This window comes from Pseudarthrobacter quantipunctorum (genome assembly GCF_045291495.1).
Classification (GTDB): domain Bacteria; phylum Actinomycetota; class Actinomycetes; order Actinomycetales; family Micrococcaceae; genus Arthrobacter; species Arthrobacter quantipunctorum.
In genome coordinates this window covers 1443509-1467725 of sequence record NZ_CP148033.1, presented here as the reverse complement: position 1 = coordinate 1467725, position 24217 = coordinate 1443509, and the positions used below count along the sequence as shown (strand labels likewise).

Genomic DNA, 24217 nt, shown 5'->3' with positions numbered 1-24217 from the left:
TGCTGTGTGCCGAAAGGACTAGTCGCCGATGGCGTCCAGGCGCGCCTGTTCGTCCATCTCGATGGCGGACTGGATGACGGGCTCGAGGTCGCCGTTCATGACCTGGTCCAGGTTGTACGCCTTGTACCCGGTGCGGTGGTCCGCGATGCGGTTCTCCGGATAGTTGTAGGTCCGGATGCGCTCCGAACGGTCCATGGTGCGGATCTGGGATTTCCGCTGGGCCGAGTTCTCGGCGTCGATCTGCTCCTGCTGGTGCGCCAGGATGCGAGCCCGGAGCACGCGCATGCCCGCTTCACGGTTCTGGAGCTGGGATTTTTCGTTCTGCATGGCCACCACGATGCCCGTGGGAAGGTGCGTGATGCGCACAGCGGAGTCAGTGGTGTTAACGGACTGGCCGCCGGGACCGGAAGACCGGTAGACGTCGATCTTGAGGTCGTTCTGGTTGATTTCCAGCTCTTCGGGTTCATCCACTTCGGGGAGGACAAGGACGCCGGCAGCGGAGGTGTGGATACGGCCCTGCGATTCCGTGACGGGAACGCGCTGGACCCGGTGCACGCCGCCTTCGAACTTGAGGCGCGCGTAGACGCCCTCTGCAGGATCGTTCGAGCTCCCCTTGACGGCAACCTGGACGTCCTTGTAGCCGCCGAGGTCGGATTCGGTGGCGGAAATGATCTCGGTCTTCCAGCCCCGGGACTCCGCGTACCGCGTGTACATACGCAGCAGGTCACCGGCAAACAGGGCGGCCTCGTCGCCGCCTTCACCGCCCTTGACCTCAAGGATCACGTTACGGGCATCGTCAGGATCGCGCGGGATGAGAAGGCGGCGCAGTTTCGCAGCAGCCACCTCAAGGGCGGCTTCCAGCTCAGGGACCTCAGCCGCGAACTCCGGATCCTCCGAGGCCATCTCCTTGGCAGCGGCAAGGTCATCCCGGAGGCCTTCCCACTTGTGGTAGGCCTCAACAATGCCATTGAGCTGAGCCGAACGCCGCCCCAGTTTCCGGGCAAGCCGCTGGTCAGCATAAACAGCAGGATCCCCCAACTGCGCCTGGATAGCATCATGCTCATCAAGCAGGCCCTGTACGGACTCAAACATCTATAAACCTCTTTCGACTTGTACAAGTCTAGTAACAAACAAAGACGGAACCGCGGCTGGTGGCTTAACGACGAAGCCGCACGGATTTTTCCGCCCCGGGAGTGGCATCGGGCCTGCCGGAGCTGGGAGGCTGACGATCGAAGATCGAAAGCCTCCCAGCGTAGGGGCGGGGGCGGAAAATCCGTGCGGCGTCAGCACCGGGGCAGCAGATCAGCCGCTCACCGGAGCCTTATTTGTCGTTATCCGACTTCGCGCCAAGCGTCGTCTTCTGGACCTGCATGAGGAACTCGACGTTGCTCTGGGTTTCCCGGATCTTGTTGGTCAGGAGTTCGAGGCTCTGCTGGGTCTCGAGTCCGGAGAGGACGCGGCGCAGCTTCCACATGATCTTGACTTCCTCGGGCGAGAGCAGGTTCTCCTCGCGGCGGGTGCCGGACGCGTTGACGTCCACGGCCGGGAAGATGCGCTTGTCTGCCAGCTGGCGGGACAGGCGGAGCTCCATGTTGCCGGTGCCCTTGAACTCCTCGAAGATGACCTCGTCCATCTTGGAACCGGTCTCCACGAGCGCGGTGGCCAGGATGGTGAGCGAGCCGCCGTTTTCGATGTTGCGGGCTGCACCGAAGAAGCGCTTCGGCGGGTACAGCGCCGCGGAGTCCACGCCACCGGACAGGATGCGGCCGGAGGCCGGCGCTGCCAGGTTGTAGGCGCGGCCCAGGCGGGTCATGGAGTCCAGCAGGACCACCACGTCCATGCCCATTTCCACGAGGCGCTTGGCGCGTTCGATGGAAAGTTCGGCCACGGTGGTGTGGTCATCGGCAGGACGGTCGAAGGTGGAGGCAATGACCTCGCCCTTGACGGTGCGCTGCATGTCCGTGACTTCTTCGGGGCGTTCGTCAACCAGCACCATCATGAGGTGGACCTCAGGGTTGTTGGTGGTGATCGCGTTGGCGATGGACTGCAGGATGAGCGTCTTGCCGGCCTTCGGGGGCGAAACGATCAGGCCGCGCTGGCCCTTGCCGATGGGAGCCACGAGGTCGATGACGCGGGGGCCGATCTTCTTGGGATCGGTTTCCAGCCGCAGGCGCTCGGACGGGTAGAGCGGAACCAGCTTGGCGAACTCGACGCGGTCCTTGAGCTCTTCGGCGGTCTTGCCGTTCACCGAGGTGACGCGGACCAGGGCGTTGAACTTCTGGCGGGCGGACTGCTGGCTGCGGTCTTCGCCTTCGCGGGGTGCACGGATGGCGCCGACGACGGCGTCGCCCTTGCGCAGGTTGTACTTCTTGACCTGGGCCAGGGAAACGTAGACGTCGTTGGGGCCCGGCAGGTAGCCGGAGGTGCGGATGAACGCGTAGTTCTCCAGGACGTCGAGGATGCCGGCTACGGGCAGCAGGACATCGTCCTCGGTAACCTCGACGTCGTCGACGTCCGGCCCCTGGGAACGGCCGCGGCGGCGGTCATTGCGGTCGCGGAAGCGGTCGTTCCGGGAGTTGTTGTCCCGGTCCTGGCCGCCGGAACGGTCATTGCGGTCGTTCCGGTCGCGGCGGTTGCGCCGGTTGCGCCGGCTGCCGCCGTCGGAGTCATCGCCGTCGCGGGTGTCGCGGTTGTCATCGCGGCGGGCGCCATCGCGCTGGCCTGCCTCGCGGCTGCCGGTGTTGTCCCGGCCGCCGTCTGCACTGTCGCGGGAAGCGTTGTCACGGCCGGCGTTGTCGCGTCCGCTGTTGTCGCGGCCACGGGTGCGGCCGGCTTCGCGGCGGTCGGTGCGCTGGCCTGCCTCGCCGGCTTCGGCGGGGGCTTCGGTGCGCTGTTCTGACGAGCGCTGTTCTGACGTGCGCTGTTCTGACACGCGCTGGTCGGCGTCGGCCTGCTCAGCGGGAGCCTCGGCGGCTTCGGCAGCCTGCGGCGCAGCGGCTGCTTCACCGCGGCGGCGGTTGCGGGTGCGCGGCTGGCGGCGCTCGGTGGCGCCTTCGGGTGCTTCGGCTGCCTCGGCGGCGGGTGCCTCAACCGAAGCGGCGCTGCTGGTTTCGGCAGCGGCCGGCTCGGCAGCGGCAGGGGCCACAACTCCGTCGCTGACGGCGCGGCGGCTGCGGCCGCGGCGCGCCCGGGTTCCTTCAGCAGGAGCTTCCGTTGCCTCGGCGGCGGCCGGGGAGGTCACCGCGGTGGAGACGGCCGGGGCTTCGACGGCCTTTTCGGTTGCCCTGGCGGGAGCCTTGGTCAGGGGGGTGCCGGCGCGGTGGGCGGAGATGGCCGAAACCAGGTCCCCCTTGCGCATCCGGGAACCGCCTGAAATGCCGAGCTGGCTGGCCAGTGCCTGCAGCTGGGCGAGCTTGAGGCCGGCAAGGCCGCTGCTCTTGGCGGGTGCTGCCGGTGATTCGGCAGCAGAAGATGATAGTTCCACAGCTGGCGACAGCTCAGTGGTTTCGGTCACGAAGGATCCTTCCCCCTCGACGGCGTCCAGACTGGGAGCTGGGCGCGATGATTTGATCTGGGCTGCAGTTCAGATCTGCAGCCGGATTGTTCGGCCTTGCCGGTTGGATTTCGGCCAGCAGGGCCGGATACTGATTCACCTTGCGCTCCGCCCATGACGGGACGCCGGACTGACGCTTCAGGGGCAGTTTAAGTGCTGCAGATTCCTGCGACAGACCTAGCAGGCGGCACCGGAATAGATTGCGCAGTAAGAGACCAGGCGGCAACTAAGTGCAATAGCAGATCAGATAGGCGGAATTACCGCCGGTGCAAGTCCACCTTAGCACCTTCGACGTCCACTGCCAGCTTCAGCACCCGCCAGGAGATATCCGGCGTGTTGGCCGCGTTGAACTCCCCGATGAAAGCCACAGCGGCGGCGGCTTCGGCCTCACCGTTGGCAAGGACCAGCACCGTGGGCCCGGCACCCGAGACGACGGCGGCGTGGCCCGCGGCGCGCAGCGCACCGATAAGGGCCGCGCTGGGCCGCATTGCCTCGGCCCGGTAGCTCTGGTGCAGATAGTCCTCGGTGCCGGCCAGCAGGAACTCGGGCTTTTGCGTCAGTGCGTGGATCAGGAGGGCTGCGCGGCCCGCGTTCATGGCAGCGGCGTGGTGGCCCACCGATGCCGGCAAGAGGGCGCGTGCCGCCTCCGTGGACAGTTCGAAGTCCGGGACCGCCACGACCGGGATGACCGAATCAACCACCGTGGCGCTGGTGCTGCTGTACTGGTCACTGTCCTGCCAGGACAGCGCCAGTCCGCCGAAAATGGCGGGTGCCACGTTGTCAGGGTGGCCTTCGATTTCACTGGTCAGCTGCAGGATCCAGTCCCGGCCCCGTCGGTGCGCCTCCGGCACCATGGCATTGGCCGCCGATACTGCCGCCACTACGGCGGAGGCGGACGAGCCGAGGCCGCGGCCGTGCGGGTTGATGTTGTCGGCGGTCACCTTCAGGCCGCCGTGGCGGAAACCGAGCCTTTCGAACGCCGCTTCCATGGCCCTGACCACCAGGTGGCTTGCATCCCGGGGCAGGGTTTCCGCGCCTTCGCCGCGAAGCTCGAACAGCAGCTCGTCCGTTTCCAGGCTTTCCACTGTCAGGGTGTCGTGCAGTGCCAGGGCCAAGCCCAGGCTGTCATAGCCCGGGCCCAGGTTGGCCGTGGTTGCCGGCACCCGGACGGTGACAATCTGGCCGGCCTCGATGGGGTGCAGTCCGACGGCGGCCGGCGAAGTGGTTTCCAAGGCTATTTTTCTTCCAGTCCCAGTTCAGCAGCAACCGTGACCACGTCGTTGGGTACCTTGACCGGCTGCACGTCGCTGCCGTCCTCGGTGCGCAGGGCCCACTGGGGGTCCTTGAGTCCGTGGCCCGTGACGGTGATGACGATGGTCTTGCCGGCAGGGACTTCCCCCGCGGCGTGCTTCTTTAGGAGGCCTGCCACTCCGGCAGCCGAGCCCGGCTCAACGAAGACGCCCTCGCGGGAGGACAGCCAGCGGTGGGCGCTCAGGATTTCCTCATCCGTGACGGAGTCGATCAGCCCGCCGGACTCGTCCCGCGCGCCGATGGCACCGTCCCAGGAGGCGGGGTTGCCAATGCGGATGGCCGTAGCGATGGTGTCAGGCTCGGTGATGGGGTGGCCGGCGACGAACGGCGCCGCACCTGCCGCCTGGAAGCCCCACATCGCAGGGGTCCGGGTGGAGACTGCGGGAAGGGTGCCGGCCGTCTCGGACTCGAACGGAGCGGAGTACTCCTTGTAGCCCTTCCAGTACGCGGTGATGTTTCCGGCGTTGCCCACCGGCAGGACGTGGATGTCCGGAGCGTCGCCCAGGGCGTCGACGATTTCGAAGGCGCCGGTCTTCTGTCCCTGGATGCGGGCAGGGTTCACCGAGTTCACCAGGAACACCGGGTAGGACTCCCCCAGCTTCCGGGCGATGTCCAGGCAGTTGTCGAAGTTGCCGTCCACCTGGAGCAGCGTGGCGCCGTGGGCGATCGCCTGGCTGAGCTTGCCCATGGAAATCTTGCCTTCGGGCACCAGGACAGCGCACTTCAGGCCGGCGGCAGTGGCGTAGGCAGCAGCGGAGGCGGAGGTGTTGCCCGTGGAGGCACAGACTACCGCTTTCGCGCCGGAGGCAACGGCCGCCGTCATGGCCATGGTCATGCCGCGGTCCTTGAAGGAACCGGTGGGGTTCATGCCCTCCACCTTCAGGTACACCTCGGAACCGGTGAGTTCCGAAAGCTTCTGCGCGTGCACCAGCGGCGTGCCGCCCTCGCCCAGGGTGATCACCCTGGTGGATTCCGTCACGGGCAGACGGTCAGCGTATTCGCGGATGACACCGCGCCATTGGTGAGCCACTTAGACTCCTTCTACCCGCAGAACGGATGTAACTGAGTTGATGACGTCCAGGCCCTTCACGGCCTGGACGGTGGCCGCAAGGGCAGCCTCTGACGCGCGGTGGGTGACGATCCGCAGTTCGGCGGATTCCACGTTGGACTCCGCATCACGGTGGATGGTCTGCCGCATGATCTCGATGGACACGCCATGCTCAGCGAAGAGCTGGGCAATCCGTGCCAGCACGCCGGGCTGGTCGGCGACGTCGAGCCCGATGTAGTAGCTGGTGACGGCCGCGTCGATCGGCAGCGCCGCAACCTGGCCGGTGGTGGTTTCCGTGCGGCCCGGGCCGCCGAGGACCAGGCTGCGCGCGGCCGAGACCAGATCGCCCAGGACGGCGGACGCCGTGGGGGTGCCGCCGGCTCCCTGGCCGTAGAACATCAGTTCGCCGGCGTTCTCGGCTTCGATGAACACTGCGTTGAAGGCGCCGTGGACGGCGGCCAGCGGGTGCTCGCGGGGAAGCAGCGTGGGGTGCACGCGCACGGAGACGCCCTCGCCGCCGCCTGTATCTGTGTCTGCAACATTGAGCTTTTCAGCAATCGCCAGCAGCTTGATGACAAAGCCCGCGTCCTTGGCCGCGGCAATATCCGCCGCAGTGACGGAGGTGATTCCCTCGCAGTGGACGTTTTCCAGGGCAAACCTGGTGTGGAAGGAGAGCGAGGCAAGGATGGCGGCCTTCGCGGCGGCATCGTGGCCTTCGACGTCGGCAGTGGGGTCCGCCTCCGCGTAGCCGAGGCGCTGCGCTTCGGCGAGGGCATCGGCGAACTGGGCTCCGGTGGTGTCCATCTGGTCAAGGATGAAGTTCGTGGTGCCGTTGACGATGCCCAGGACGCGGGTGATGCGGTCGCCGGCGAGGCTGTCGCGGATGGGCCGCAGGATGGGAATGGCACCGGCGACGGCGGCCTCGTAGGAGAGCTGGACGCCGGCCTTGTCAGCCTCCTCGTGGAGGGTGGGGCCGTCCTGCGCCACAAGCGCCTTGTTGCCCGTGACAACGCAGGCACCGTTGCGGAGTGCGGAAAGGATCAGGGTGCGGGCGGGTTCGATGCCGCCCATCAGCTCGATGACCAGGTCCGCGTCCTTCACCAGCGTGTCGGCGTCGGTGGTGAAAAGGTCCTGCGGAAGGTCGACGTCGCGCTTGGCGTGGACATTGCGCACGGCGATGCCGCTCAGCTGCAGCTTCGCTCCCGCGCGGGCGGCAAGGGTGTCGGCGTCCTCGATGAGAATCCGCGCAACCTGGGCCCCAACGTTGCCACAGCCCAGCAGGGCTACTTTCAGGGTTCGCAATTCGGTCATTCAGACTCCCATGTCGCGGTTCAGCAGATCTTCTTCGGTTTCCCCGCGGACAATCAGCCGGGCAGATCCGTCGCGCACCGCGACAACGCCCGGCCGGGCCAGATAGTTGTAGTTGCTTGACAGGGCCCAGCAGTAGGCGCCGGTACCCGGTACAGCAAGCAGATCACCGGCTGCCACGTCCTCGGGCAGATATACATCTCTAACAACTATGTCGCCGCTCTCGCAATGTTTGCCCACCACGCGGGACAGCTGCGGGCCGGCGGCAGACGTGCGGGACGCCAGGATTGCGGAGTAATCCGCGTCGTACAGCACCGGGCGGGCGTTGTCGCTCATCCCGCCGTCCACCGAAACATAGCGCCGCGGATACGTAACGTTGTTGCCCGCGTCACTCGCGTCCGCGGCGGGCGCATCCACGCGGACGGTCTTGAGCGTTCCCACCTCATACAGGGTGAAGGTGGTGCTGCCCACAATGGCGCGGCCGGGTTCGATGGAGATGCGGGGAGAGTCTATGCCCAGTTCAGCGCAGGTGGAACGCACGACGGCGGCCATCGCCTCCGCAATTTCCGATGCGGGGCGGGGGGTGTCCACCGGCGTGTAGGCAATGCCGTAGCCGCCGCCAAGATCCAGTTCCGGCAGGACGATGGAGTACTTTTCCTGCATGGCGGCGAGGAAGCGGAGGAGCTTCTGGGCGGCCAGGGCAAAACCGTCCGGCTCGAAGATCTGGGAGCCGATGTGGCAGTGCAGCCCCAGCAGTTCGATGCCCGGATGCGCCGACGCAGCCGCGACGGCCTCCTCGGCAGCCGACAGGCCGGCCTGTTCAGTGGTATCCGCGGCCATGGAAAGGCCGAACTTCTGGTCCTCGTGGGCAGTGGCGATGAACTCGTGGGTGTGGGCGTGCACGCCGGGCGTCAGGCGCAGCATGACCTTGGCCTGCTCGCCCCGGCGCTGTGCGATGTCTCCCACCCGGACCAGCTCGCCGAGGCTGTCCACCACGATCCTGCCCAGCTTCATGTCCAGGGCACGGTGGATCTCACGGTCGGACTTGTTGTTGCCATGCAGGGCAACGTCAGCCCCGGGGATGCCGGCCTTTGCGGCCACGGCCAGCTCCCCGCCGGAGGCTGTATCCAGCCGGAGACCTTCTTCTTCAACCCAGCGCACCACGGCGGTGCACAGGAACGACTTGCCGGCATAGTAGACGTCCACACCCCCGCAGATATCGGCAAACGCATTGTTGAACGCGTCGCTGAAGGCGCGTGCCCGGGCGCGGAAATCATCCTCGCTCATGACGAACAGCGGGGTTCCGTACTGCTGCTGGAGCTCGCTGACCGGAATGCCGCCGACGGTGAGTTGACCTGAATCGTTCCGGGCTGCGTCCTGTGCCCACATCTTGGGCTCCAAGGCATTCAGGTCGGCGGGGACCGATAGCCATTCGGGTGCCAGCGGGGACGCCTGGCTCGGGGAATCTTCGTGCTGCGGTGACATGGAGATCACATCCGTTCCGGCGCGGAAACACCCAGCAGGTCCAGGCCATTGGCCAGCACCTGGCTGGTGGCGTCATTAAGCCACAGGCGCGTGCGGTTTACGTCGGTCACGGCTTCGTCGCCCATGGGCGCAATACGGCAGGCGTCATACCAGCGGTGGTAGGCACCGGCAATGACTTCAAGGTGCCGGGCCACCCGGTGCGGCTCGCGCAGTTCGGCGGCTTTGGCCACGATCGAGGGGTAGCTGCCCAGGTAGGAGAGCAGCTCGTTCTCCGTGGCGTGGTCCAGCAGTGAAGCGTCAAAGGAGTCCGTGCCGTCCACCTGGCGTTCCACACCGGCGGCCACGGCGTTCCGGGCGGCGCCCCGGGAGCGGGCGTGGGCGTACTGGACGTAGAACACCGGGTTTTCGTTGCTGTGCTTCTTCAGCAGCTCCGGGTCGAGGGTCAGCGGCGAATCCGCAGGGAACCGGGCCAGGGAGTAGCGGACAGCGTCCTTCCCGAGCCAGTCGATCAGGTCCTTGAGCTCGATGATGTTGCCGGCGCGCTTGGACAGCTTGGCCCCGTTGACAGAGACAAGCTGGCCGATCAGCACTTCGATATGGACTTCGGGATCGTCGCCGGCGGCGGCCGCAATGGCCTTGAGCCGGTTGATGTACCCGTGGTGGTCCGCACCCAGCAGGTAGATTTTCTCGGTAAATCCCCGGTCCTTCTTGGACAGGTAGTAGGCGGCGTCCGCGGCGAAGTAGGTGGGTTCGCCGTTGGCGCGGATCATCACCCTGTCCTTGTCGTCGCCAAAGTCCGTGGTCCGCAGCCAGACCGCACCGCCGTCGTCGAACACGTGGCCCTGCTCGCGCAGCCGCGCCACGGCACTTTCGATGGCACCGGCGTCGTGCAGTTCCTGCTCGGAGAAGAAGACGTCAAACTCCACGCCGAAGTCCGCGAGGGTGGCCTTGATGTCCTTCATCTGCGCCTTGTAGGCCGCGGCGCGGATGACCGGCAGGGCAGCCACTTCGGTCAGTTCGCGGATGTCGGGGTGCTCGGTGAGGACCTCATGGCCGAGGTCGGCAATGTATTGGCCGGGGTAGCCGCCGTCGGGCACGGGCAGGCTGTGGAGCCGGTTGTAAACGGAGTGGGCGAACACGTTCATCTGGGTGCCGGCGTCGTTGATGTAGTACTCAGCGGTGACCTCGGCACCGGAGGCGCGCAGGACGCGGGCGATCGCATCCCCCAGGGCTGCCCAGCGGGTGTGCCCGATATGCAGGGGCCCGGTGGGGTTGGCGGAAACGAATTCCATGTTCACCGTGTGGCCGGCGAGCGCCGAGTTGGTGCCGTACTGCTTTCCGGCTTCCACAATCGCCTTGGCGAGGGCGCCGGCAGCGGCGGCGTCCACGGTGATGTTCAGGAACCCCGGCCCGGCGATGTCCACCGCGGAAACGCCGTCGATGGATTTCAGCCGCGCGCTGAGGATCGTGGCGAATTCCCGGGGGTTGGTGCCTGCCTGCTTGGCCAGCTGAAGGGCGATATTGGTGGCCCAGTCTCCGTGGTCCCTGTTCTTTGGCCGCTCCACGCGCACCTCATCAGGCACGGCTGATGCAGGAAGGGCGATGTCGCCGGCGGCGACGGCTTCCTTCAGGCAGGCGGATATGGCGAGGGAGAGTTCTTCGGGAGTCACCCCTCTAGCCTACCGGGGGCCCAGTAACAGCAAGTAATTCAGGCCTTTTTGATGCACCGGGGATCCACAGGAAACAGGGAATGCGGGTACAGGTTGAACCAATACGCTGGGTTCGGCGTTGACAACACGTAACCACCTGGCATTTCCGCACCGAGTCCACCGACGAAACGAGAACCCCGATGAGACCCGCAGTCCGTAAAAGTGTTTATGCCGGGATCGCCGGCCTGTCCCTGGCCGGAACGGTGGCCGCCTGCGCCCCTTCTGCCGGGGACTCCTCCCCCGCAGCCACCGGAAGCAGCACTACCGGAAGTACTCCAGCGCCCGGCGCGTCAACCCCGGCCGGCAGCGGAGCAGACTACAAAGACGGCACCTACAGCGCGGATGGGACGTACGTCTCACCCAACGGCACCGAAACTGTGGGCGTGGAACTGACCCTGGCATCCGGGACCGTCACGGACGTGCAGATCACGCAGCACCCCTCCAACCCGAACACCCGCAAGTTCCAGGGCGAGTTCGCCGGTGGGATCGCGGGGCAGGTGGTGGGCAAGAGCATTGATCAGCTCAATGTTTCCAAGGTTGCCGGCTCCTCGCTCACCAGTGGCGGCTTCAACCAGGCCGTGGAGCAGATCAAGTCGGAAGCGCGATAGGACGTGCCGGGCGGCTGGGAGGATTTTGCGTTTGAGGCGATCGGAACGCGCTGGGAAATTTCAACGCCGCAGCCGCTCGATTCCGCCCTCCGCACGCGCCTGCTGGCCCTGGTGGAACGGTTCGACGCCGACTGGTCCCGGTTCCGGGCGGATTCCCTTGTCAGCGCCCTGGCCAGGGCACCCGGAAGGTATGAGTTTCCCGCGGAGGCGCAGGCGCTGGGGCAGCTGTACCGGAGCCTTTATGAGGCCACCGGCGGGGCCATGACGCCGCTGATCGGACCCAGTCTGGAGCGCCTGGGGTACGACGCGAATTACTCCCTTCGCCCCTCGGGCTCCGCACTGCCGGCGCCGGCCTGGGACGGGGTGCTGGAGTGGGCCGGCAGCACCCTCACCACCTCGGCTCCCGTTGTGCTGGACGTCGGGGCTGCCGGCAAGGGTTTGCTGGTGGATCTACTGGCTGCCCAGCTTGAGGAGGCCGGGCTCGAGGCGTATGCCGTTGATGGCAGCGGAGACCTGCTGGGGAAGGGTCCGGAACCCGTTGCCGTGGCGCTGGAACACCCGTACAACACGACGCAGGCCATTGGGGTGGTGCAACTGGCGGACCGTGCTCTGTGCGCCTCTGCGGCCAACCGGCGCGCCTGGGGCGACGGCCTGCACCACGTCCTGGACGGGAGGACCGGCCGGCCCGTCAGGACGGCCGTGGCCACGTGGGCACTGGCCGGCACCACCATGCTGGCCGATGCCCTGGCAACAGCGCTCTTCTTTGTACCCGGCGCTGAACTCCAACGGTCCTTCGACTTCTCCTGGCTCACCGTTTTCTCGGACGGAAGCGCCGCCCATTCAGCAGAGTTTGAGGGGACACTGTTCACATGAGCCCTGTTGAAACGCCGAAAGCGCCGCCGGGCGCCGCCTTGGGTGCCCGGCTGGACACCGCACTGGGCCGGTTCACCATGTACCGGCTGGTCCTCCTAGTCCTCGCGGTCCTGGCTGTATACAGCCTGGTCCTCGATGCCCTTGGTTGGCTGACGTTCGGTATTCCCGAAATGCTGGCGCACCTGGTGCTGTGCCTCGGCCTGACATACGCCTCAAACAGGGCGCTGGCGCCGCTGTTCCGGGTCCGGCCGCACTCTGAGTCCTCGCTCATCACGGGCCTGCTGCTGTACTTCCTGTTCTGGCCCTCGTTCGCGCCGCTGGACGTGGCAGGAGTGGCCCTGGCCTGCGTCCTGGCGTCGGCATCGAAGTATGCGCTCGCGTGGCGCGGCCGGCACATCTTCAACGCCGCCGCGGCGGGAGCTTTCGTGGCCGGGCTCACCGGGCTCAACATCGCAACCTGGTGGGCCGCCACTCCTGCGATGCTGTGGGTGCTGGTGCCCGGTGTTCTCCTGGTCCTGCACAGAACACGGAAGTTCCTGATGGCGTCCGTCTTCGTTGCTGTGGCAACTGCCATCATCACGGCGGAACTGCTGCAGGCCGGGATGTCCGTGGGCATGGCACTGTGGCAATCCCTGGCCCAGCGGCCGCTGCTGTTTTTTGTTGGCTTCATGCTCACCGAACCACTCACCCTGCCGCCACGGAGGCGACAGCAGCTGGCACTTGCCGCCGTAGTGGGCGTGGTGTTCGCAGTCCCCTACAACTTCGGTTTCCTGGCCAATTCGCCGGAGGCAGCGCTGCTGCTGGGCAATGCGATCGCGTTCCTGATGGGGCAGCGGGGCAGGGTGGCCCTTCGCCTGACCGGGACCAGGCCCTTGACGCGCAGCACCACGGAGTTCAGTTTCGAGCCGTCCCGGCCCGTGCGCTTCGTGCCGGGGCAGTACATGGAACTGGACCTTCCGCATGCAAAATCGGACGGCAAGGGACGACGCCGGGTGTTCAGCCTGACGGGTTCACCCAGTGAACGCGTGGTCAAGTTCGGCGTGCGGACCGCGGAGCCCCTGTCCGCAGCCAAGAAGGTCCTCCTGTCGCTGAAGCCGGGGGATGAAGTGACGGCCACGGCGGTTGGAGGTGATTTTGTCCTTCCCCGCGATCCACGCAAGCGTGTCCTGCTGATTGCCGCCGGGATCGGCATCACGCCCTACCTTTCACACTTGGCGTCCGGTGGATTGCGGGACCGGGATGCGGTGCTGCTCCTGCTGGCGAGGAGCGCGGAGGAGGTTGCCTATGCCGAGGAGCTGCAGGCGGCAGGTATCCGCGTCCTGGTCCGCGTGGCGGACGGTTCCGTGCCGCCCCCGGGCCTGGCCACCGCGTCCTGGGATGGCACGCGGGTGGATGGTGAGGCCATCCGCGCCCTGGTCCCCGACGTCGCTGACCGTGAGGTGTACATCTCGGGTTCCCCTGCCAGCGTGGCCTCACTGAGGCGGGCTGCAAAAGAGGCCGGGGCAAGAAAAGTCCACGTTGATTCCTTCTCGGGCTACTGACTTTCCACCGTTCGGCTCCTCCTGGCGCAGTGCCGATTTTCCCTTGCGGGCCACCTTGCTGCTAAGCTCTAGGACGTCCCGCCGGCAACGGCAGGAACCCCGGATTGCCCTCGTAGCTCAGGGGATAGAGCGTCTGCCTCCGGAGCAGAAGGTCGTAGGTTCGAATCCTATCGAGGGCACCAACGAGAACCGCCAGGAATCAATGATTCCTGGCGGTTCTCTGCATTTCGGTGGGTGCTGCCTCTGAATGCCACCTCAGGCCCGGGCCCCTCCCGTGGGAACTATTGGCCACGGCTGTCGATTAAACCTTTCAGCAGAGCCCAGCGCCACAGTCGGAGCGCTGCCACCGAACGAAAGGCGCGTCATCGTAGGCCGGAACACCGTGACCAGTACAAAAGCTCCCGGGCCAGCCCTGCCCCTGGTCCTGCCCAGTCACAACAACCCCGATGCCCAGTTGCGGCATATCTTTGTGGTCTCGTGCTGAACTCCGACAGGACCCGGGACAGCCGGCGCGGGCCGCTTCGGCTGCTCCCCGGGTTTCTCGTTTTTGTGCTGCTCGCATCAGCGCTGGTACTCCTCGCGCCAGGCCTGCCCAGCGGTTTGCGGGGCGCCGGCGGCTCGCTGGTGTGGAACCCGGAGTGCGTTGTCGAGACCCCTGACGGGAAGGTAGGGCTCAACCGGGAGGAGGCGCAACGGGCCACAACAGCCGTCGCACTGCTGGCCAGCGGCGTGCAGCCACCGGACACCTCCGGCATTGATGCGGCGGCGTTGGAGCAGCTGGCTGCCGGCCCGTCCGATGACGCAGGCCCTTCCCTCTCCTGCCGGGGCTCGGCCACCAGCGGACTGGGCGAAGAGCCGCTGACTGCCACGGGCCTGACACCCCGTGCCGAGCGGTTGCGCGCGGCGATGACGGAGGTGTTTGGCTCCCAAAGTTTGGGCGGGTTCGCCCCAGGCGGCGTCGGCCAAGGACACGGAGCTGACTCCACGCACTATGACGGCCGGGCAGTGGATGTCTTCTTCCGTCCCGTGACCGAGGAAAACCGGCGCGCTGGGTGGGTGCTGGCCCACTGGCTGGTTGCCCACGCGGGGGCGCTGGATATCCAGTACGTGATCTTTGACGACCGCTTCTGGAGCGTGCACAGTTCCCGCGGGCAATGGCAGGAATACCGTGCACCTGAGCCCCGCAACGAGATCCTGCGCCACCTCGACCACGTGCATGTGGATGTGCTGGCCGGAGGGTCCGGCTAGGGGCAGTGCCGGGAGCCTGCCAGGGATTGTCGGTGCCTGCTCGTAGTCTGAATTCACCAAGTTGAGGGGGTACGCCATGCACGGTCCGTTCTGTTCCATCATCCCGCCCTACATGCTGAGGAGGCTGGCCAGGCAGGGTGCGCCGGAGTTTTCGTCCGCGGCCAGGGCAGCCAAGGAAGCCTTAGGCCATGTCGAGTCGTTCCGTTCAGCACGGGCCCAGTCCGTGCAGGGCGCTCCGGCAGGTGTCCGCCAGGCCAAGCCCGGGCCGCCAGATCGGAGCATCTTCGACGCAAACAGTTCGGAGATCCTCCCTGGCACGCTGGTGCGCAAGGAAGGCGGGCCACCTGCGGGTGACCCCGCGGCTGACGAAGCCTTTGACGGGCTGGGCCACACGCACCGCCTCTACGCCGACGTGTTCGGGCGCAATTCCATTGACGGTCGCGGGATGCCCCTGAACGCCACGGTCCACTTCGGCCGGCTCTACGACAACGCCTTTTGGGACGGGAAGCAGATGGTCTTCGGGGACGGGGACGGTGAGGTCTTTGAACGGTTTACCAAGTCCCTGAGCGTCATCGGGCACGAGCTCGCACACGGCGTTACCCAGCATTCGGCTGCGCTTGTGTACCGGAACCAGGCGGGCGCACTCAACGAATCCATGTCCGACGTCTTCGGCGCGCTGGTGGAACAGTACGTCAGGAACCAGTCCGCCGCCGAGGCCAGCTGGCTTATTGGCGAAGGCATCTTCACTCCTGAAGTGGAAGGAAGGGCCCTGCGGTCCCTGAAGGCCCCCGGAACGGCGTACGACGACGACGTGCTGGGGAAGGATCCGCAGCCGGACTCGATGGACACCTACGTAAGGACCAGCGCGGACAACGGCGGTGTCCACATCAATTCCGGCATCCCCAACCGCGCCTTTTACCTGGTTGCGGAGTCTCTCGGCGGAAATGCCTGGGACTCCCCCGGGCGCATCTGGTACGAGGCACTCACTGGCGGATCGCTTCCGCCGGCCGCCACCTTCAGGGTCTTCGCCCGCGCCACGGTTGAATCTGCCGTAGAGCTCTTCGGTTCCGGGTCTCCGGAGCATGACGCCGTCCAGCTGGCGTGGGAAACTGTGAAGGTCAAGCTCTAACAAACGCCCGGCTGGCGCAGTTTGGCCGCCGGGCTGCAGGGGAAGCCCAAGGACCAGGCCATGAAGATCAGCGTTGAGCGCACCGGAGGAATCGCCGCGATACCACGGGTGTGGACTGTGGAAGCCCGCTCCGAGACCGCTATCAGCCAGTGGCAGCCCATTGTGGAAGCCTGCCCATGGGATTCGGTGCCCCGGACACCCCGGGCTGCGGCAGAGAAGTTCGCCGGGCACCAGCCGGACCGGTTCATCTACTCCATTCGGGCCGGCCAGCACCGGGCCGCGCTTCCGGAGCAGGCCGTCACCGGGCCGTGGCGGGTGCTGGTGGACAGTACCCGGGAAGCCGCCGAGGCATCCCGGGTCCAGCGGCGGCAGGACGGCGCGTCCCCCGGCTGACTGCGTGGAAAGCTCGGCTGGTTGTACGAAAGGCTCGGCTGGTTGTACGAAAGGCTCGGCTGGTTGTACGGAAGGCTCAATTGGGTGCACGGAAGGCTCAATTGGGTGCACGGAAGGCTCAATTGGGTGCACGGAAGGCTCCGCTGCAGCCGGAGGCCGGAACACGCTCCGGCCAGGCAGTAGCTACCCCGCTTCAGCCAGTTGGCCGCGGAAGGCCCTGCGGTATGACTGCGGACTGGTGTCCAGGACCTTGGCGAAGTGGTGGCGCAACAGGACAGGATGGCCGAAGCCGGACTCCCTGGCGATCTCGTCGATGTTCAGGTCAGTGGATTCAAGGAGCTCCTGGGCGCGGAGTACACGCTGCGAGTTGAGCCACGCGGCAGGGGTGGCTCCGGTCTCGGACCTGAACCGCCTTGCAAAGGTCCGCGGAGACATGTGGACCCGTGCCGCCAGGTCATTCACCGTGTGTTCGTGCTCCAGGTTTTCCACCATCCAGCGCAGCAGTTTCTCCATGGGTGCGGAACCGCAGGTGGGCATGGGCCGGTCGATGAACTGCGCCTGGCCGCCGTCGCGGTGCGGAGGAACCACCATGTCCCTTGCTATCGCGGCAGCCACGTGCGCCCCCAACTCCACGCGCACCAGGTGGAGGCACGCATCGATCCCCGCGGCGGTGCCGGCGGAGGAGATGATGTTGCCGTCCTGGACGTACAGCACGTTCTCGTCAACCTGCACGAGCGGATACTCGGCAGCGAGCTGGCCCGAATAGTGCCAGTGGGTGGTGCAGCGGCGCCCGTCCAGCAGGCCGGCACGGGCCAGGGCAAAAGCGCCAGAGCAGATGGACATCACCCAGGCACCCCGGGCATCGGCAGCGCGGAGCGCCTCCAAAACCGGTCCGGGCAGCTCCTCGTCCCTGCCGTAGGGTGCCATGATGACCAGGTCCGCATCCTGTGTGGCCTCGAGCCCCAGTCCTACGTTCATGGACAGTCCCGACTTCAGCGGCACGTTTCCGGGGTTAGCGGTGCACACGCGGAAATCGAAAGCCGGGACGCCGCTGCCCCTGGCCGATCTGTCGATGCCGAACACCTCGCACGCGGTCCCGAATTCGAACATCGAGAAGTTGGGAACCACGATGACTGCCACTGATTTGAGCATGTCTCCATTGTGGCAGGAATTAGAGCTTATTGGGCATTTCTGCCACTTTTTTCCGGTTGGCACAGGGAGAAGCATGGAGGCATGGAAATCCTCATAACCGCCCTCCTCATCGTGATCCTCCTCGTTATCGCCGCCACCCTTTCAGCACTCCTGCGTGACGGAAGGGGACATACGCCTCCGGTCGAATCCCACGAGGCATGGTCCGCCCTGGACCTTCCCAGCATCAACTACACGCTTCGCGTCTTCTAACCACCCACCAATCCGGAAACAACTGCAGACAGTCGAAACGGGATGCCCGGGCTCCCGCAGTAGACTGTCAGCAGACATGACACTTCACATCGCCTATCCCGCTGAGCTGCCGGTTTCCGAACGGCGCGAAGACCTGATGGCAGCCATCGCAGCAAACCAGGTCACCATCATCGCCGGCGAGACCGGCTCCGGTAAGACCACCCAGATACCCAAGATGTGCCTTGAGCTTGGGCTGGGTGAGAATGGCCTGATCGGCCATACCCAGCCCCGCCGGCTGGCCGCGCGCACCGTGGCCGAGCGCATCGCGGAGGAGCTGGGCGTGGACATCGGCCAGGAGGTGGGCTTCCAGGTCCGCTTCACCGGCGAAGTCAGCCGTGCCACGAAGATCAAGCTGATGACGGACGGCATCCTGCTGGCGGAAATCCAGCGGGACAAGCTGCTCCGCAAGTACAACGCCATCATCATCGATGAGGCCCACGAGCGCAGCCTGAACATCGACTTCATCCTGGGCTACTTGAAACGGATCCTGCCGCAGCGGCCGGACCTCAAGGTGATCATCACCTCTGCCACCATCGACCCCCAGCGGTTTGCCAACCATTTCGGCACAGCCGAAAACCCCGCCCCCATCGTCGAGGTCTCCGGACGGACCTACCCCGTGGAGATCCGCTACCGCCCGCTGTCGCAGCCGCCGGGTGGAGCCGGCGCGGATGACGAAGAGAATGGCTCGGACGACGAACTTGAGGAAGACCGCGACCCGCTCGACGCCGTCTGTGACGCCGTCGACGAACTCGCCGCCGAGGCACCTGGCGACATCCTGGTCTTCTTTTCCGGCGAGCGCGAGATCCGGGATGCGGCCGACGCGCTGCAGGCCCGCATCCAGTCCAACCGCCGCCTGGCCGGAACCGAAGTCCTTCCGCTCTTTGCCCGGCTGAGCCTGCAGGAACAACACAAGGTGTTCCACCCGGGCAACAAACGGCGGATCGTGCTGGCCACCAACGTGGCCGAAACGTCCCTCACCGTGCCGGGCATCAAATATGTCATCGATACCGGAACCGCCCGCATCTCCAGGTACTCGCACCGGACCAAGGTCCAGCGCCTGCCCATCGAGCGGGTCTCGCAGGCGTCCGCCAACCAGCGTTCGGGGCGGTGCGGGCGTGTGTCGGACGGCATCGCCATCCGCCTCTATTCCGAGGAAGACTTCGACTCCCGGCCCCTCTACACGGACCCGGAGATCCTGCGGACAAACCTCGCTGCCGTCATCCTGCAGATGACCGCCATGGGAGTGGCCCGCGGCCCCAAGGACGTTGAAAACTTCCCGTTCGTGGAACCGCCTGAGACGCGGGCAATTAACGACGGCGTCACGCTGCTCCGCGAACTCGGCGCCCTCGCAGCCGCCCGGCCCCAGAACGGCACGGACGGAGCGAAAAGCGGCGGCGGGCTCACCGCCGTCGGGCAGAAGCTTGCCCAGCTGCCGGTGGACCCCCGGCTGGGCCGGATGATCGTGGAAGCAGGAAAACGAGGCTGCGTCCGCGAAGTCATGATCCTGGCGGCCGCGCTCACCATCCAGGACCCGCGCGAGCGTCCAACAGACAAGCAGCAGCTCGCGGCCGAAAAGCACAACCGGTTCAAGGACGAGAACTCGGATTTCACCGGATTCCTTAACCTCTGGAACTACCTCCAGGAGAAGCAGCAGGAGCTGTCGTCGTCGGCCTTCCGCCGGATGTGCCGGGCAGAATTCATCAACTACCTGCGGGTGCGCGAATGGCAGGATCTGTTTGCCCAGCTGCGCCAGCTGGCCCGGCCCCTGGGCATCAGCCTGGACAACAAGCGCCTGGCCGATCCCGTGGGCAACCACGAGGGCATCCACATCAGCCTCCTTTCCGGGCTGCTGAGCCACATCGGCATTTTGGACGAGCGGAAGCGCGAGTACGCCGGAGCCCGCGGGTCCCGGTTCGCGATCTTCCCCGGCTCGGCCCTTTTCAAGAAGTCGCCCACGTTCGTGATGGCCGCGGAACTGGTTGAAACCAGCCGGCTCTGGGCCAGGGTGGCTGCCAGGTTCGATCCTGTGTGGGCAGAGCAGGTTGCGCCGGACCTGGTGAAGCGCAGCTACAGTGAACCCCACTGGTCCACCCGGCAAGGCGCCGTGATGGCCTACGAAAAGGTCACCCTCTACGGCGTGCCCATCATCGCCCAGCGCAGGATCAACTACGGCAGGGTTGACCCCGTCGTGGCCCGGGAACTGTTTATCCGGCACGCCCTGGTGGAAGGCGACTGGAAAACGCACCACAAGTTCTTCCACCGCAACCGCGCCCTCCTGAATGAGGTGGAGGAGCTGGAGGCCAGGATGCGCCGCCGGGACCTCCTGGTGGATGACGAGACGCTGTTCGAGTTCTACGATGCCCGGATCGGACCTGACGTGGTGTCCGAGCGGCACTTCGACAAGTGGTGGAAGGATGCACGGCAGGAGAACCCGGACCTCCTGGACTACGACAAATCACTCCTGCTCAGCGACGATGCAGACGACCTCGACGACTCCGCCTACCCCAAAACCTGGCTGCACAAGGGCTTCGAACTTCCGCTGAGCTACGAGTTCCACCCAGTGGCTCCGGGGTCACCGCCCAACCCCTCCGACGGTGTGACCGCCGAAGTGCCGGTCCTGTTCCTCAACCAGCTGGACGACAAAGCCTTCCGCTGGCTGATTCCCGGGCAGCGCGTGGAGCTGGTGACGGCCCTGATCAAGTCGCTGCCCAAGCAGGTCCGGAAGAACTTCGTTCCTGCCCCGGACGTGGCGCGCCAGGCAGTGGCAGTGCTGGAAGCCGACTTTGATCCGGCGGCGGATGAACTGGAACCGTCCCTTGAGCTTGCCCTGCGCCGCATCCGCGGGCATATCGTCCCGCCTGGATCGTGGAACTGGGGTGCCGTCCCGGCCCACCTGCGCGTGTCCTTCAAGGTGGTGGACAGCAGGGGCAAGGTCCTGGATGAGGGCAAGGACCTCGCGGTATTGCAGGAGAAGCTGGCTCCGGCCACCCGGCGGGCCATTGCCGAATCCCTGGGTGCCACGCCCGCCTCCACGGCTCCCGGCACCGGCAAGGCTTCCGGCAACGGCAGGAAGGCCGGGCAGGCAGCCGGCAAAGAGTACGACGCCGGATCCCCCACGGCACGGCAGCCGGCCACGGTGCCGGCAGCCGCAGCTGCGGCAGGTTTCAGGGAGCAGGACGGCCTGACGGAATGGAACTTCGGGACCCTTCAGCGGCAGGTGAGCAACACGGTCAAGGGCCACACCGTCACGGGATACCCGGCACTTGTGGACCAGGGAACGTCGGTGGCGCTCCGGGTCTTCCAGACGGCGGCAGAACAGGCGGAGGCGATGCGCGGGGGCGTGATCCGCCTGCTGGCCCTGCGCGTCCCGGCACCGGACCGCTACGTGCTGGAGCACCTGAGCAACACCGAGAAACTGACGTTCAGCCAGAACCCGCACGGCTCTGTCTCCGCCTTGATCGCCGACTGTGCGCTGGCGGCCATCGACAAGCTCACGCCCCAGGAACTGCCGTGGGACCGGGCGTCCTTTGACCGCCTGTACGAGGTGGTCCGGGCCGAACTGATCGATACTGTGTTCAGCGTGACGGCCGTGGTGGAGCGCATCCTTGCCAGCACCCGGCGGATCGAAAAGCAGCTGAAGGGCACCACCAGCCTGGCGCTCATTTCTGCCCTTAATGACGTCAAGAGCCAACTGGAGCAGCTGGTATACCCGGGCTTTGTGGCACGGACGGGCTACGCACAGCTCAGCCAACTGCCCAGATACCTTTCGGCCATCGAGAAGAGGCTGGAACGCCTGCCGGGCAACGTCCAGCGGGACGCCCTGAACATGGCGGTGGTGCAGCGGCTGGAGGACGACTACGACGACGCTGTGTCTGCCCTGCTTCCCGGACGCAAGGCCGGACCTGATTTAACCCAGGTGCGCTGGATGCTCGAAGAGCTGCGGGTGAGCCTGTTCGCCGTCGAACTCGGCACAGCGTATTCGGTGTCCGAGAAGCGCATCCGGGCCGCGCTCAACAAGGCGCTGGCCCCGGCGTAGGAGCCCCTTCCCCCTGCCGCGGCGCGGACCCGCACCGGGGTCCGCGCCGCACCGGGTTTCAGGCCGGGACGAACTCCCCGTATCCGGCGGCGCGGAGGCCCTGGCGGAGTTTCTCCGCATTGGCGTCGAGGACGTCGGGGTCCGGGTTCTGGTCCGCGGTCGCGAAGTTGAACTCCGCCATGCTCCGGGAAGGCCAGACGTGCACGTGGAGGTGGTTGATCTCATAGCCGGCCACAATCAGGCCCGCCCTTGCCGCGCCGAAGACATCCACCTGGACCGCGCCGATCCGGCGGGCCACTTCCATGACTTTGGCCAGCGTTTCAGGAGACGCGTCGGTCCAGCGGTCCACTTCCTCGGTGGGTACCACCAGCGTGTGGCCATCGGCGAGCGGCCCCGTGGTGAGGAAAGCGCCTACATCGGGTTCCCGCCAGACAAAGCGGCCGGGGATTTCGCCGTTCAGGATCCTGGTGAAGAGAGTGCTCATGCGTGTGCCTCCTTGGCGGGTGCGTGCAGTGTGCTGGCGTCCAGCACAAACCGGTATTTCACATCGCCTGCCACCATCCGGTCGTAGGCTTCGTTGAGCTGGCCGGCCCGGACCATCTCGATTTCCGCGGCCACTCCGTGCTCGGCGCAGAAGTCCAGCATCTCCTGGGTTTCCGCTATGCCGCCGATGAGCGAGCCGGCGTAGGCAATCCGGCGCCGGATCAGTGCGCCCGGGTTGACGGGCGGCATCGGCTCCGAGGGGAGCCCCAACTGGAAGAGCGCACCGTCAACGCGGAGCGTCCGGAAGTAGGGGTTGAGGTCGTGCGGGGCTGCCACTGTGTCGATGATGAGGTCGATGCTGCGGTTTGCTCCTGCCATCGCTTCTTCATCCCGGGACAGGACAACCTCATCGGCACCCAACTCCAGGGCCGCCGCCACCTTGGCATCCGACGTCGTGAACACCACCACCTTCGCCCCCATGGCCCTGGCAAGTTTGACGGCCATGTGGCCCAGGCCGCCGAGCCCCACCACACCCACAACATCCCCTTCCTCGACGCCGAAGTGCCGCAGCGGCGAGAATGTGGTGACGCCGGCACAGAGCAAGGGAGCGGCGGCGGCAGGGTCAAGTGATTCCGGAACCCGCACGACGTAGCGCCGGTCCACCACGATGGACGAGGAATATCCGCCCTGGGTGACGGCATCACCGTTCCGGCGGTCCACGGCTCCGTACGTGCCGGTCATGCCGTTTTCGCAGTACTGTTCCAGGCCGTCCAGGCAGCTCTCGCAAGTCCGGCAGGAATCGACGATGCACCCCACACCCACCCGGTCACCCACGGCGAAGTCCACAACAGCGGAACCCACCCGGCTGACGGTGCCCACAATCTCGTGTCCGGGCACCAGCGGCCAGACCTTGCCGCCCCACTCGCCGCGGGTGGCGTGCACGTCCGAGTGGCACAGGCCGCAGAACTCGATGGCGATTTCGACGTCGTCCGCCCCGGGAGCGCGCCGGGCGAGCGTCAGCGGCACGAGTCCGCTGTCCGGTGACGTCGCGCCGTAAGCTGCGGCGAGCACGCCGCCGGACGGTGCTGCGGAAGGGGCAGCTGCGGAAGGGGCGGCAGGTTGTGCAAGGGGCGGAGGTACCGGGCGTCCTGGAGTCATAGTGCGACGCTACCCTTGCCCGGAGGCGTGGTGCCACCCGGTCCTCCGCTGCCGCGGCCCGGTTCGGCCCCGGTGGCCACGGGCAGGTCCGGGTTGTTGGACCACTCCGAGAACGAGCCCGGATAAAGTGCAGCGGGGAATCCTGCGATTTCCAGGGCTGCGACTTCATGGGCGGCAGTAACTCCGGATCCGCAGTACACCGCCACCTGCACTCCGTCGCGGACGCCCATCGACTCGAACCGGCGGCGCAAGGAGCCAGGTGGCTGGAACCGCCCGCTGCCGTCCACGTTTTCCGACGTCGGCGCACTGATCGCGCCGGGGATATGCCCGGCCCGCGGGTCGATGGGCTCAAACTCGCCGCGGTACCTCTCCCCCGCCCTTGCGTCCAGCAGGAGGCCCGCCTCCGGCCAGGCGGACGCCGCCGTGGCGTCAAGCGCCGGCATCTTTCCATGCGTGAGGTGCACGCCGCCGGGGGCCGGAACAACGGGGCCTGCCTCAAGCGGAAGTCCCGCGGCACGCCAGGCGGCCAGGCCGCCGTCGAGCAGGTACACCTCCGCCAGCCCCGCGTCCCGGAGCATCCACCACACCCGGGCCGCAGCCATGTTGCCGCTGTCATCGTAGGCCACCACAACGTCGCCGTCATTGATGCCCCAGCGCCGGGCACCCGCTTCGAAATCCGCCGGAGCCGGCAGCGGATGCCTTCCCCGTTCGGGAGCTCCAGGGGCGGCAAGCTCCGTCTGCAGGTCAACAAACACTGCGCCCGGCAGGTGCTCCTGCAGGTAGTGACGGTAGCCGTGGGGATCACCCAGGGCCCAGCGCACATCCAGCAGTACGGTGCGCCGGTGATCCGCAAGGCGGGCCTGCAGACCGGCAACGTCCATCAGGGGGCTCATT

General features: G+C 66.3%; 19 protein-coding genes and 1 tRNA gene. 9 read left to right on the top strand and 11 right to left on the bottom strand.

Going from position 1 to position 24217, the window contains the following annotated elements; genetic code table 11:
• Window positions 1-18: 18 nt before the first annotated feature.
• From prfA to argS, 7 genes are all read right to left on the bottom strand, one after another.
• Complete coding sequence (gene prfA / locus WHH00_RS06715; protein ID WP_174179130.1) at window positions 19-1092, bottom strand: peptide chain release factor 1; 1074 nt, start codon at window positions 1090-1092, stop codon at window positions 19-21.
• A gap of 229 nt (window positions 1093-1321) precedes the next feature.
• On the bottom strand, window positions 1322-3514 hold the full coding sequence (gene rho, locus WHH00_RS06710) for a transcription termination factor Rho (RefSeq protein WP_406637540.1): 2193 nt from the start codon (window positions 3512-3514) through the stop codon (window positions 1322-1324).
• Between the two features lie 296 nt (window positions 3515-3810).
• On the bottom strand, window positions 3811-4785 hold the full coding sequence (gene thrB / locus WHH00_RS06705) for a homoserine kinase (protein WP_406637538.1): 975 nt from the start codon (window positions 4783-4785) through the stop codon (window positions 3811-3813).
• A gap of 2 nt (window positions 4786-4787) precedes the next feature.
• A complete protein-coding gene (gene thrC, locus WHH00_RS06700) occupies window positions 4788-5894 on the bottom strand; it encodes a threonine synthase (protein WP_406637536.1) in 1107 nt (368 codons plus the stop codon).
• Window positions 5895-7223 (bottom strand): homoserine dehydrogenase, encoded by a 1329-nt coding sequence (locus WHH00_RS06695; RefSeq protein WP_406637534.1) that lies wholly within the window; start codon window positions 7221-7223, stop codon window positions 5895-5897.
• Window positions 7224-8705, bottom strand: coding sequence for a diaminopimelate decarboxylase (gene lysA / locus WHH00_RS06690; protein ID WP_406637532.1), 1482 nt, complete (start codon window positions 8703-8705; stop codon window positions 7224-7226).
• Between the two features lie 5 nt (window positions 8706-8710).
• Window positions 8711-10375, bottom strand: coding sequence for an arginine--tRNA ligase (gene argS, locus WHH00_RS06685; RefSeq protein WP_406637530.1), 1665 nt, complete (start codon window positions 10373-10375; stop codon window positions 8711-8713).
• A gap of 179 nt (window positions 10376-10554) precedes the next feature.
• Here argS and WHH00_RS06680 point away from each other — a divergent pair, with 179 nt between their 5' ends.
• The 7 genes from WHH00_RS06680 to WHH00_RS06650 all read left to right on the top strand — a co-directional run bounded on the left by WHH00_RS06680 (window position 10555) and on the right by WHH00_RS06650 (window position 16206).
• Window positions 10555-11022, top strand: coding sequence for a hypothetical protein (locus WHH00_RS06680; RefSeq protein WP_406637528.1), 468 nt, complete (start codon window positions 10555-10557; stop codon window positions 11020-11022).
• Between the two features lie 3 nt (window positions 11023-11025).
• A complete protein-coding gene (locus tag WHH00_RS06675; protein WP_406637526.1) occupies window positions 11026-11895 on the top strand; it encodes an FAD:protein FMN transferase in 870 nt (289 codons plus the stop codon).
• Window positions 11892-13436 (top strand): ferredoxin--NADP reductase, encoded by a 1545-nt coding sequence (locus WHH00_RS06670; protein ID WP_400514186.1) that lies wholly within the window; start codon window positions 11892-11894, stop codon window positions 13434-13436. Before WHH00_RS06675 ends, WHH00_RS06670 begins: the two co-directional genes overlap by 4 nt.
• 106 nt (window positions 13437-13542) lie before the next feature.
• Window positions 13543-13618 (top strand) — tRNA-Arg (locus WHH00_RS06665).
• A 295-nt stretch (window positions 13619-13913) separates the two neighbouring features.
• Window positions 13914-14684: a hypothetical protein gene (locus WHH00_RS06660; RefSeq protein WP_406637524.1), complete on the top strand. Its 771-nt coding sequence runs from the start codon at window positions 13914-13916 to the stop codon at window positions 14682-14684.
• 76 nt (window positions 14685-14760) lie between these two features.
• On the top strand, window positions 14761-15813 hold the full coding sequence (locus tag WHH00_RS06655; protein ID WP_406637522.1) for a M4 family metallopeptidase: 1053 nt from the start codon (window positions 14761-14763) through the stop codon (window positions 15811-15813).
• A gap of 60 nt (window positions 15814-15873) precedes the next feature.
• Entirely contained in the window at window positions 15874-16206 is a 333-nt protein-coding gene (locus tag WHH00_RS06650) for a protealysin inhibitor emfourin (RefSeq protein WP_406637520.1), read from the top strand.
• 183 nt (window positions 16207-16389) lie between these two features.
• Here the strand turns inward: WHH00_RS06650 and WHH00_RS06645 are convergent, their stop codons facing one another.
• Complete coding sequence (locus WHH00_RS06645) at window positions 16390-17358, bottom strand: GlxA family transcriptional regulator (RefSeq protein ID WP_406637518.1); 969 nt, start codon at window positions 17356-17358, stop codon at window positions 16390-16392.
• Between the two features lie 81 nt (window positions 17359-17439).
• Between WHH00_RS06645 and WHH00_RS06640 the strand changes: the two genes are divergently transcribed.
• Window positions 17440-17607 (top strand): hypothetical protein, encoded by a 168-nt coding sequence (locus tag WHH00_RS06640; protein ID WP_231455066.1) that lies wholly within the window; start codon window positions 17440-17442, stop codon window positions 17605-17607.
• Window positions 17608-17683: 76 nt separating this feature from the next.
• Window positions 17684-21682: an ATP-dependent RNA helicase HrpA gene (gene hrpA, locus WHH00_RS06635; protein ID WP_406637516.1), complete on the top strand. Its 3999-nt coding sequence runs from the start codon at window positions 17684-17686 to the stop codon at window positions 21680-21682.
• A gap of 58 nt (window positions 21683-21740) precedes the next feature.
• Here the strand turns inward: hrpA and WHH00_RS06630 are convergent, their stop codons facing one another.
• From WHH00_RS06630 to WHH00_RS06620, 3 genes are read right to left on the bottom strand one after another with little or no spacing between them, the layout of a single operon-like run.
• Window positions 21741-22166, bottom strand: a complete 426-nt coding sequence (locus WHH00_RS06630; protein ID WP_400514155.1) for an HIT family protein — start codon at window positions 22164-22166, stop codon at window positions 21741-21743.
• Window positions 22163-23323 (bottom strand): NAD(P)-dependent alcohol dehydrogenase, encoded by a 1161-nt coding sequence (locus tag WHH00_RS06625; protein ID WP_406637514.1) that lies wholly within the window; start codon window positions 23321-23323, stop codon window positions 22163-22165. Before WHH00_RS06625 ends, WHH00_RS06630 begins: the two co-directional genes overlap by 4 nt.
• A complete protein-coding gene (locus WHH00_RS06620; RefSeq protein WP_406637512.1) occupies window positions 23320-24216 on the bottom strand; it encodes a sulfurtransferase in 897 nt (298 codons plus the stop codon). Before WHH00_RS06620 ends, WHH00_RS06625 begins: the two co-directional genes overlap by 4 nt.
• Between the last annotated feature and the right edge of the window lies 1 nt (window position 24217).

What these genes read in the sequence shown, in the direction of transcription:
- prfA (WP_174179130.1), bottom strand. Translation starts at nt 1,092, where the DNA reads ATGTTTGAGTCCGTACAGGGCCTGCTTGATGAGCATGATGCTATCCAG.
- WHH00_RS06695 (WP_406637534.1), bottom strand. Translation starts at nt 7,223, where the DNA reads ATGACCGAATTGCGAACCCTGAAAGTAGCCCTGCTGGGCTGTGGCAAC.
- lysA (WP_406637532.1), bottom strand. Translation starts at nt 8,705, where the DNA reads ATGTCACCGCAGCACGAAGATTCCCCGAGCCAGGCGTCCCCGCTGGCA.
- WHH00_RS06680 (WP_406637528.1), top strand. Translation starts at nt 10,555, where the DNA reads ATGAGACCCGCAGTCCGTAAAAGTGTTTATGCCGGGATCGCCGGCCTG.
- WHH00_RS06670 (WP_400514186.1), top strand. Translation starts at nt 11,892, where the DNA reads ATGAGCCCTGTTGAAACGCCGAAAGCGCCGCCGGGCGCCGCCTTGGGT.
- WHH00_RS06655 (WP_406637522.1), top strand. Translation starts at nt 14,761, where the DNA reads ATGCACGGTCCGTTCTGTTCCATCATCCCGCCCTACATGCTGAGGAGG.
- WHH00_RS06650 (WP_406637520.1), top strand. Translation starts at nt 15,874, where the DNA reads ATGAAGATCAGCGTTGAGCGCACCGGAGGAATCGCCGCGATACCACGG.
- WHH00_RS06645 (WP_406637518.1), bottom strand. Translation starts at nt 17,358, where the DNA reads ATGCTCAAATCAGTGGCAGTCATCGTGGTTCCCAACTTCTCGATGTTC.
- WHH00_RS06640 (WP_231455066.1), top strand. Translation starts at nt 17,440, where the DNA reads ATGGAAATCCTCATAACCGCCCTCCTCATCGTGATCCTCCTCGTTATC.
- hrpA (WP_406637516.1), top strand. Translation starts at nt 17,684, where the DNA reads ATGACACTTCACATCGCCTATCCCGCTGAGCTGCCGGTTTCCGAACGG.
- WHH00_RS06630 (WP_400514155.1), bottom strand. Translation starts at nt 22,166, where the DNA reads ATGAGCACTCTCTTCACCAGGATCCTGAACGGCGAAATCCCCGGCCGC.
- WHH00_RS06625 (WP_406637514.1), bottom strand. Translation starts at nt 23,323, where the DNA reads ATGACTCCAGGACGCCCGGTACCTCCGCCCCTTGCACAACCTGCCGCC.
- WHH00_RS06620 (WP_406637512.1), bottom strand. Translation starts at nt 24,216, where the DNA reads ATGAGCCCCCTGATGGACGTTGCCGGTCTGCAGGCCCGCCTTGCGGAT.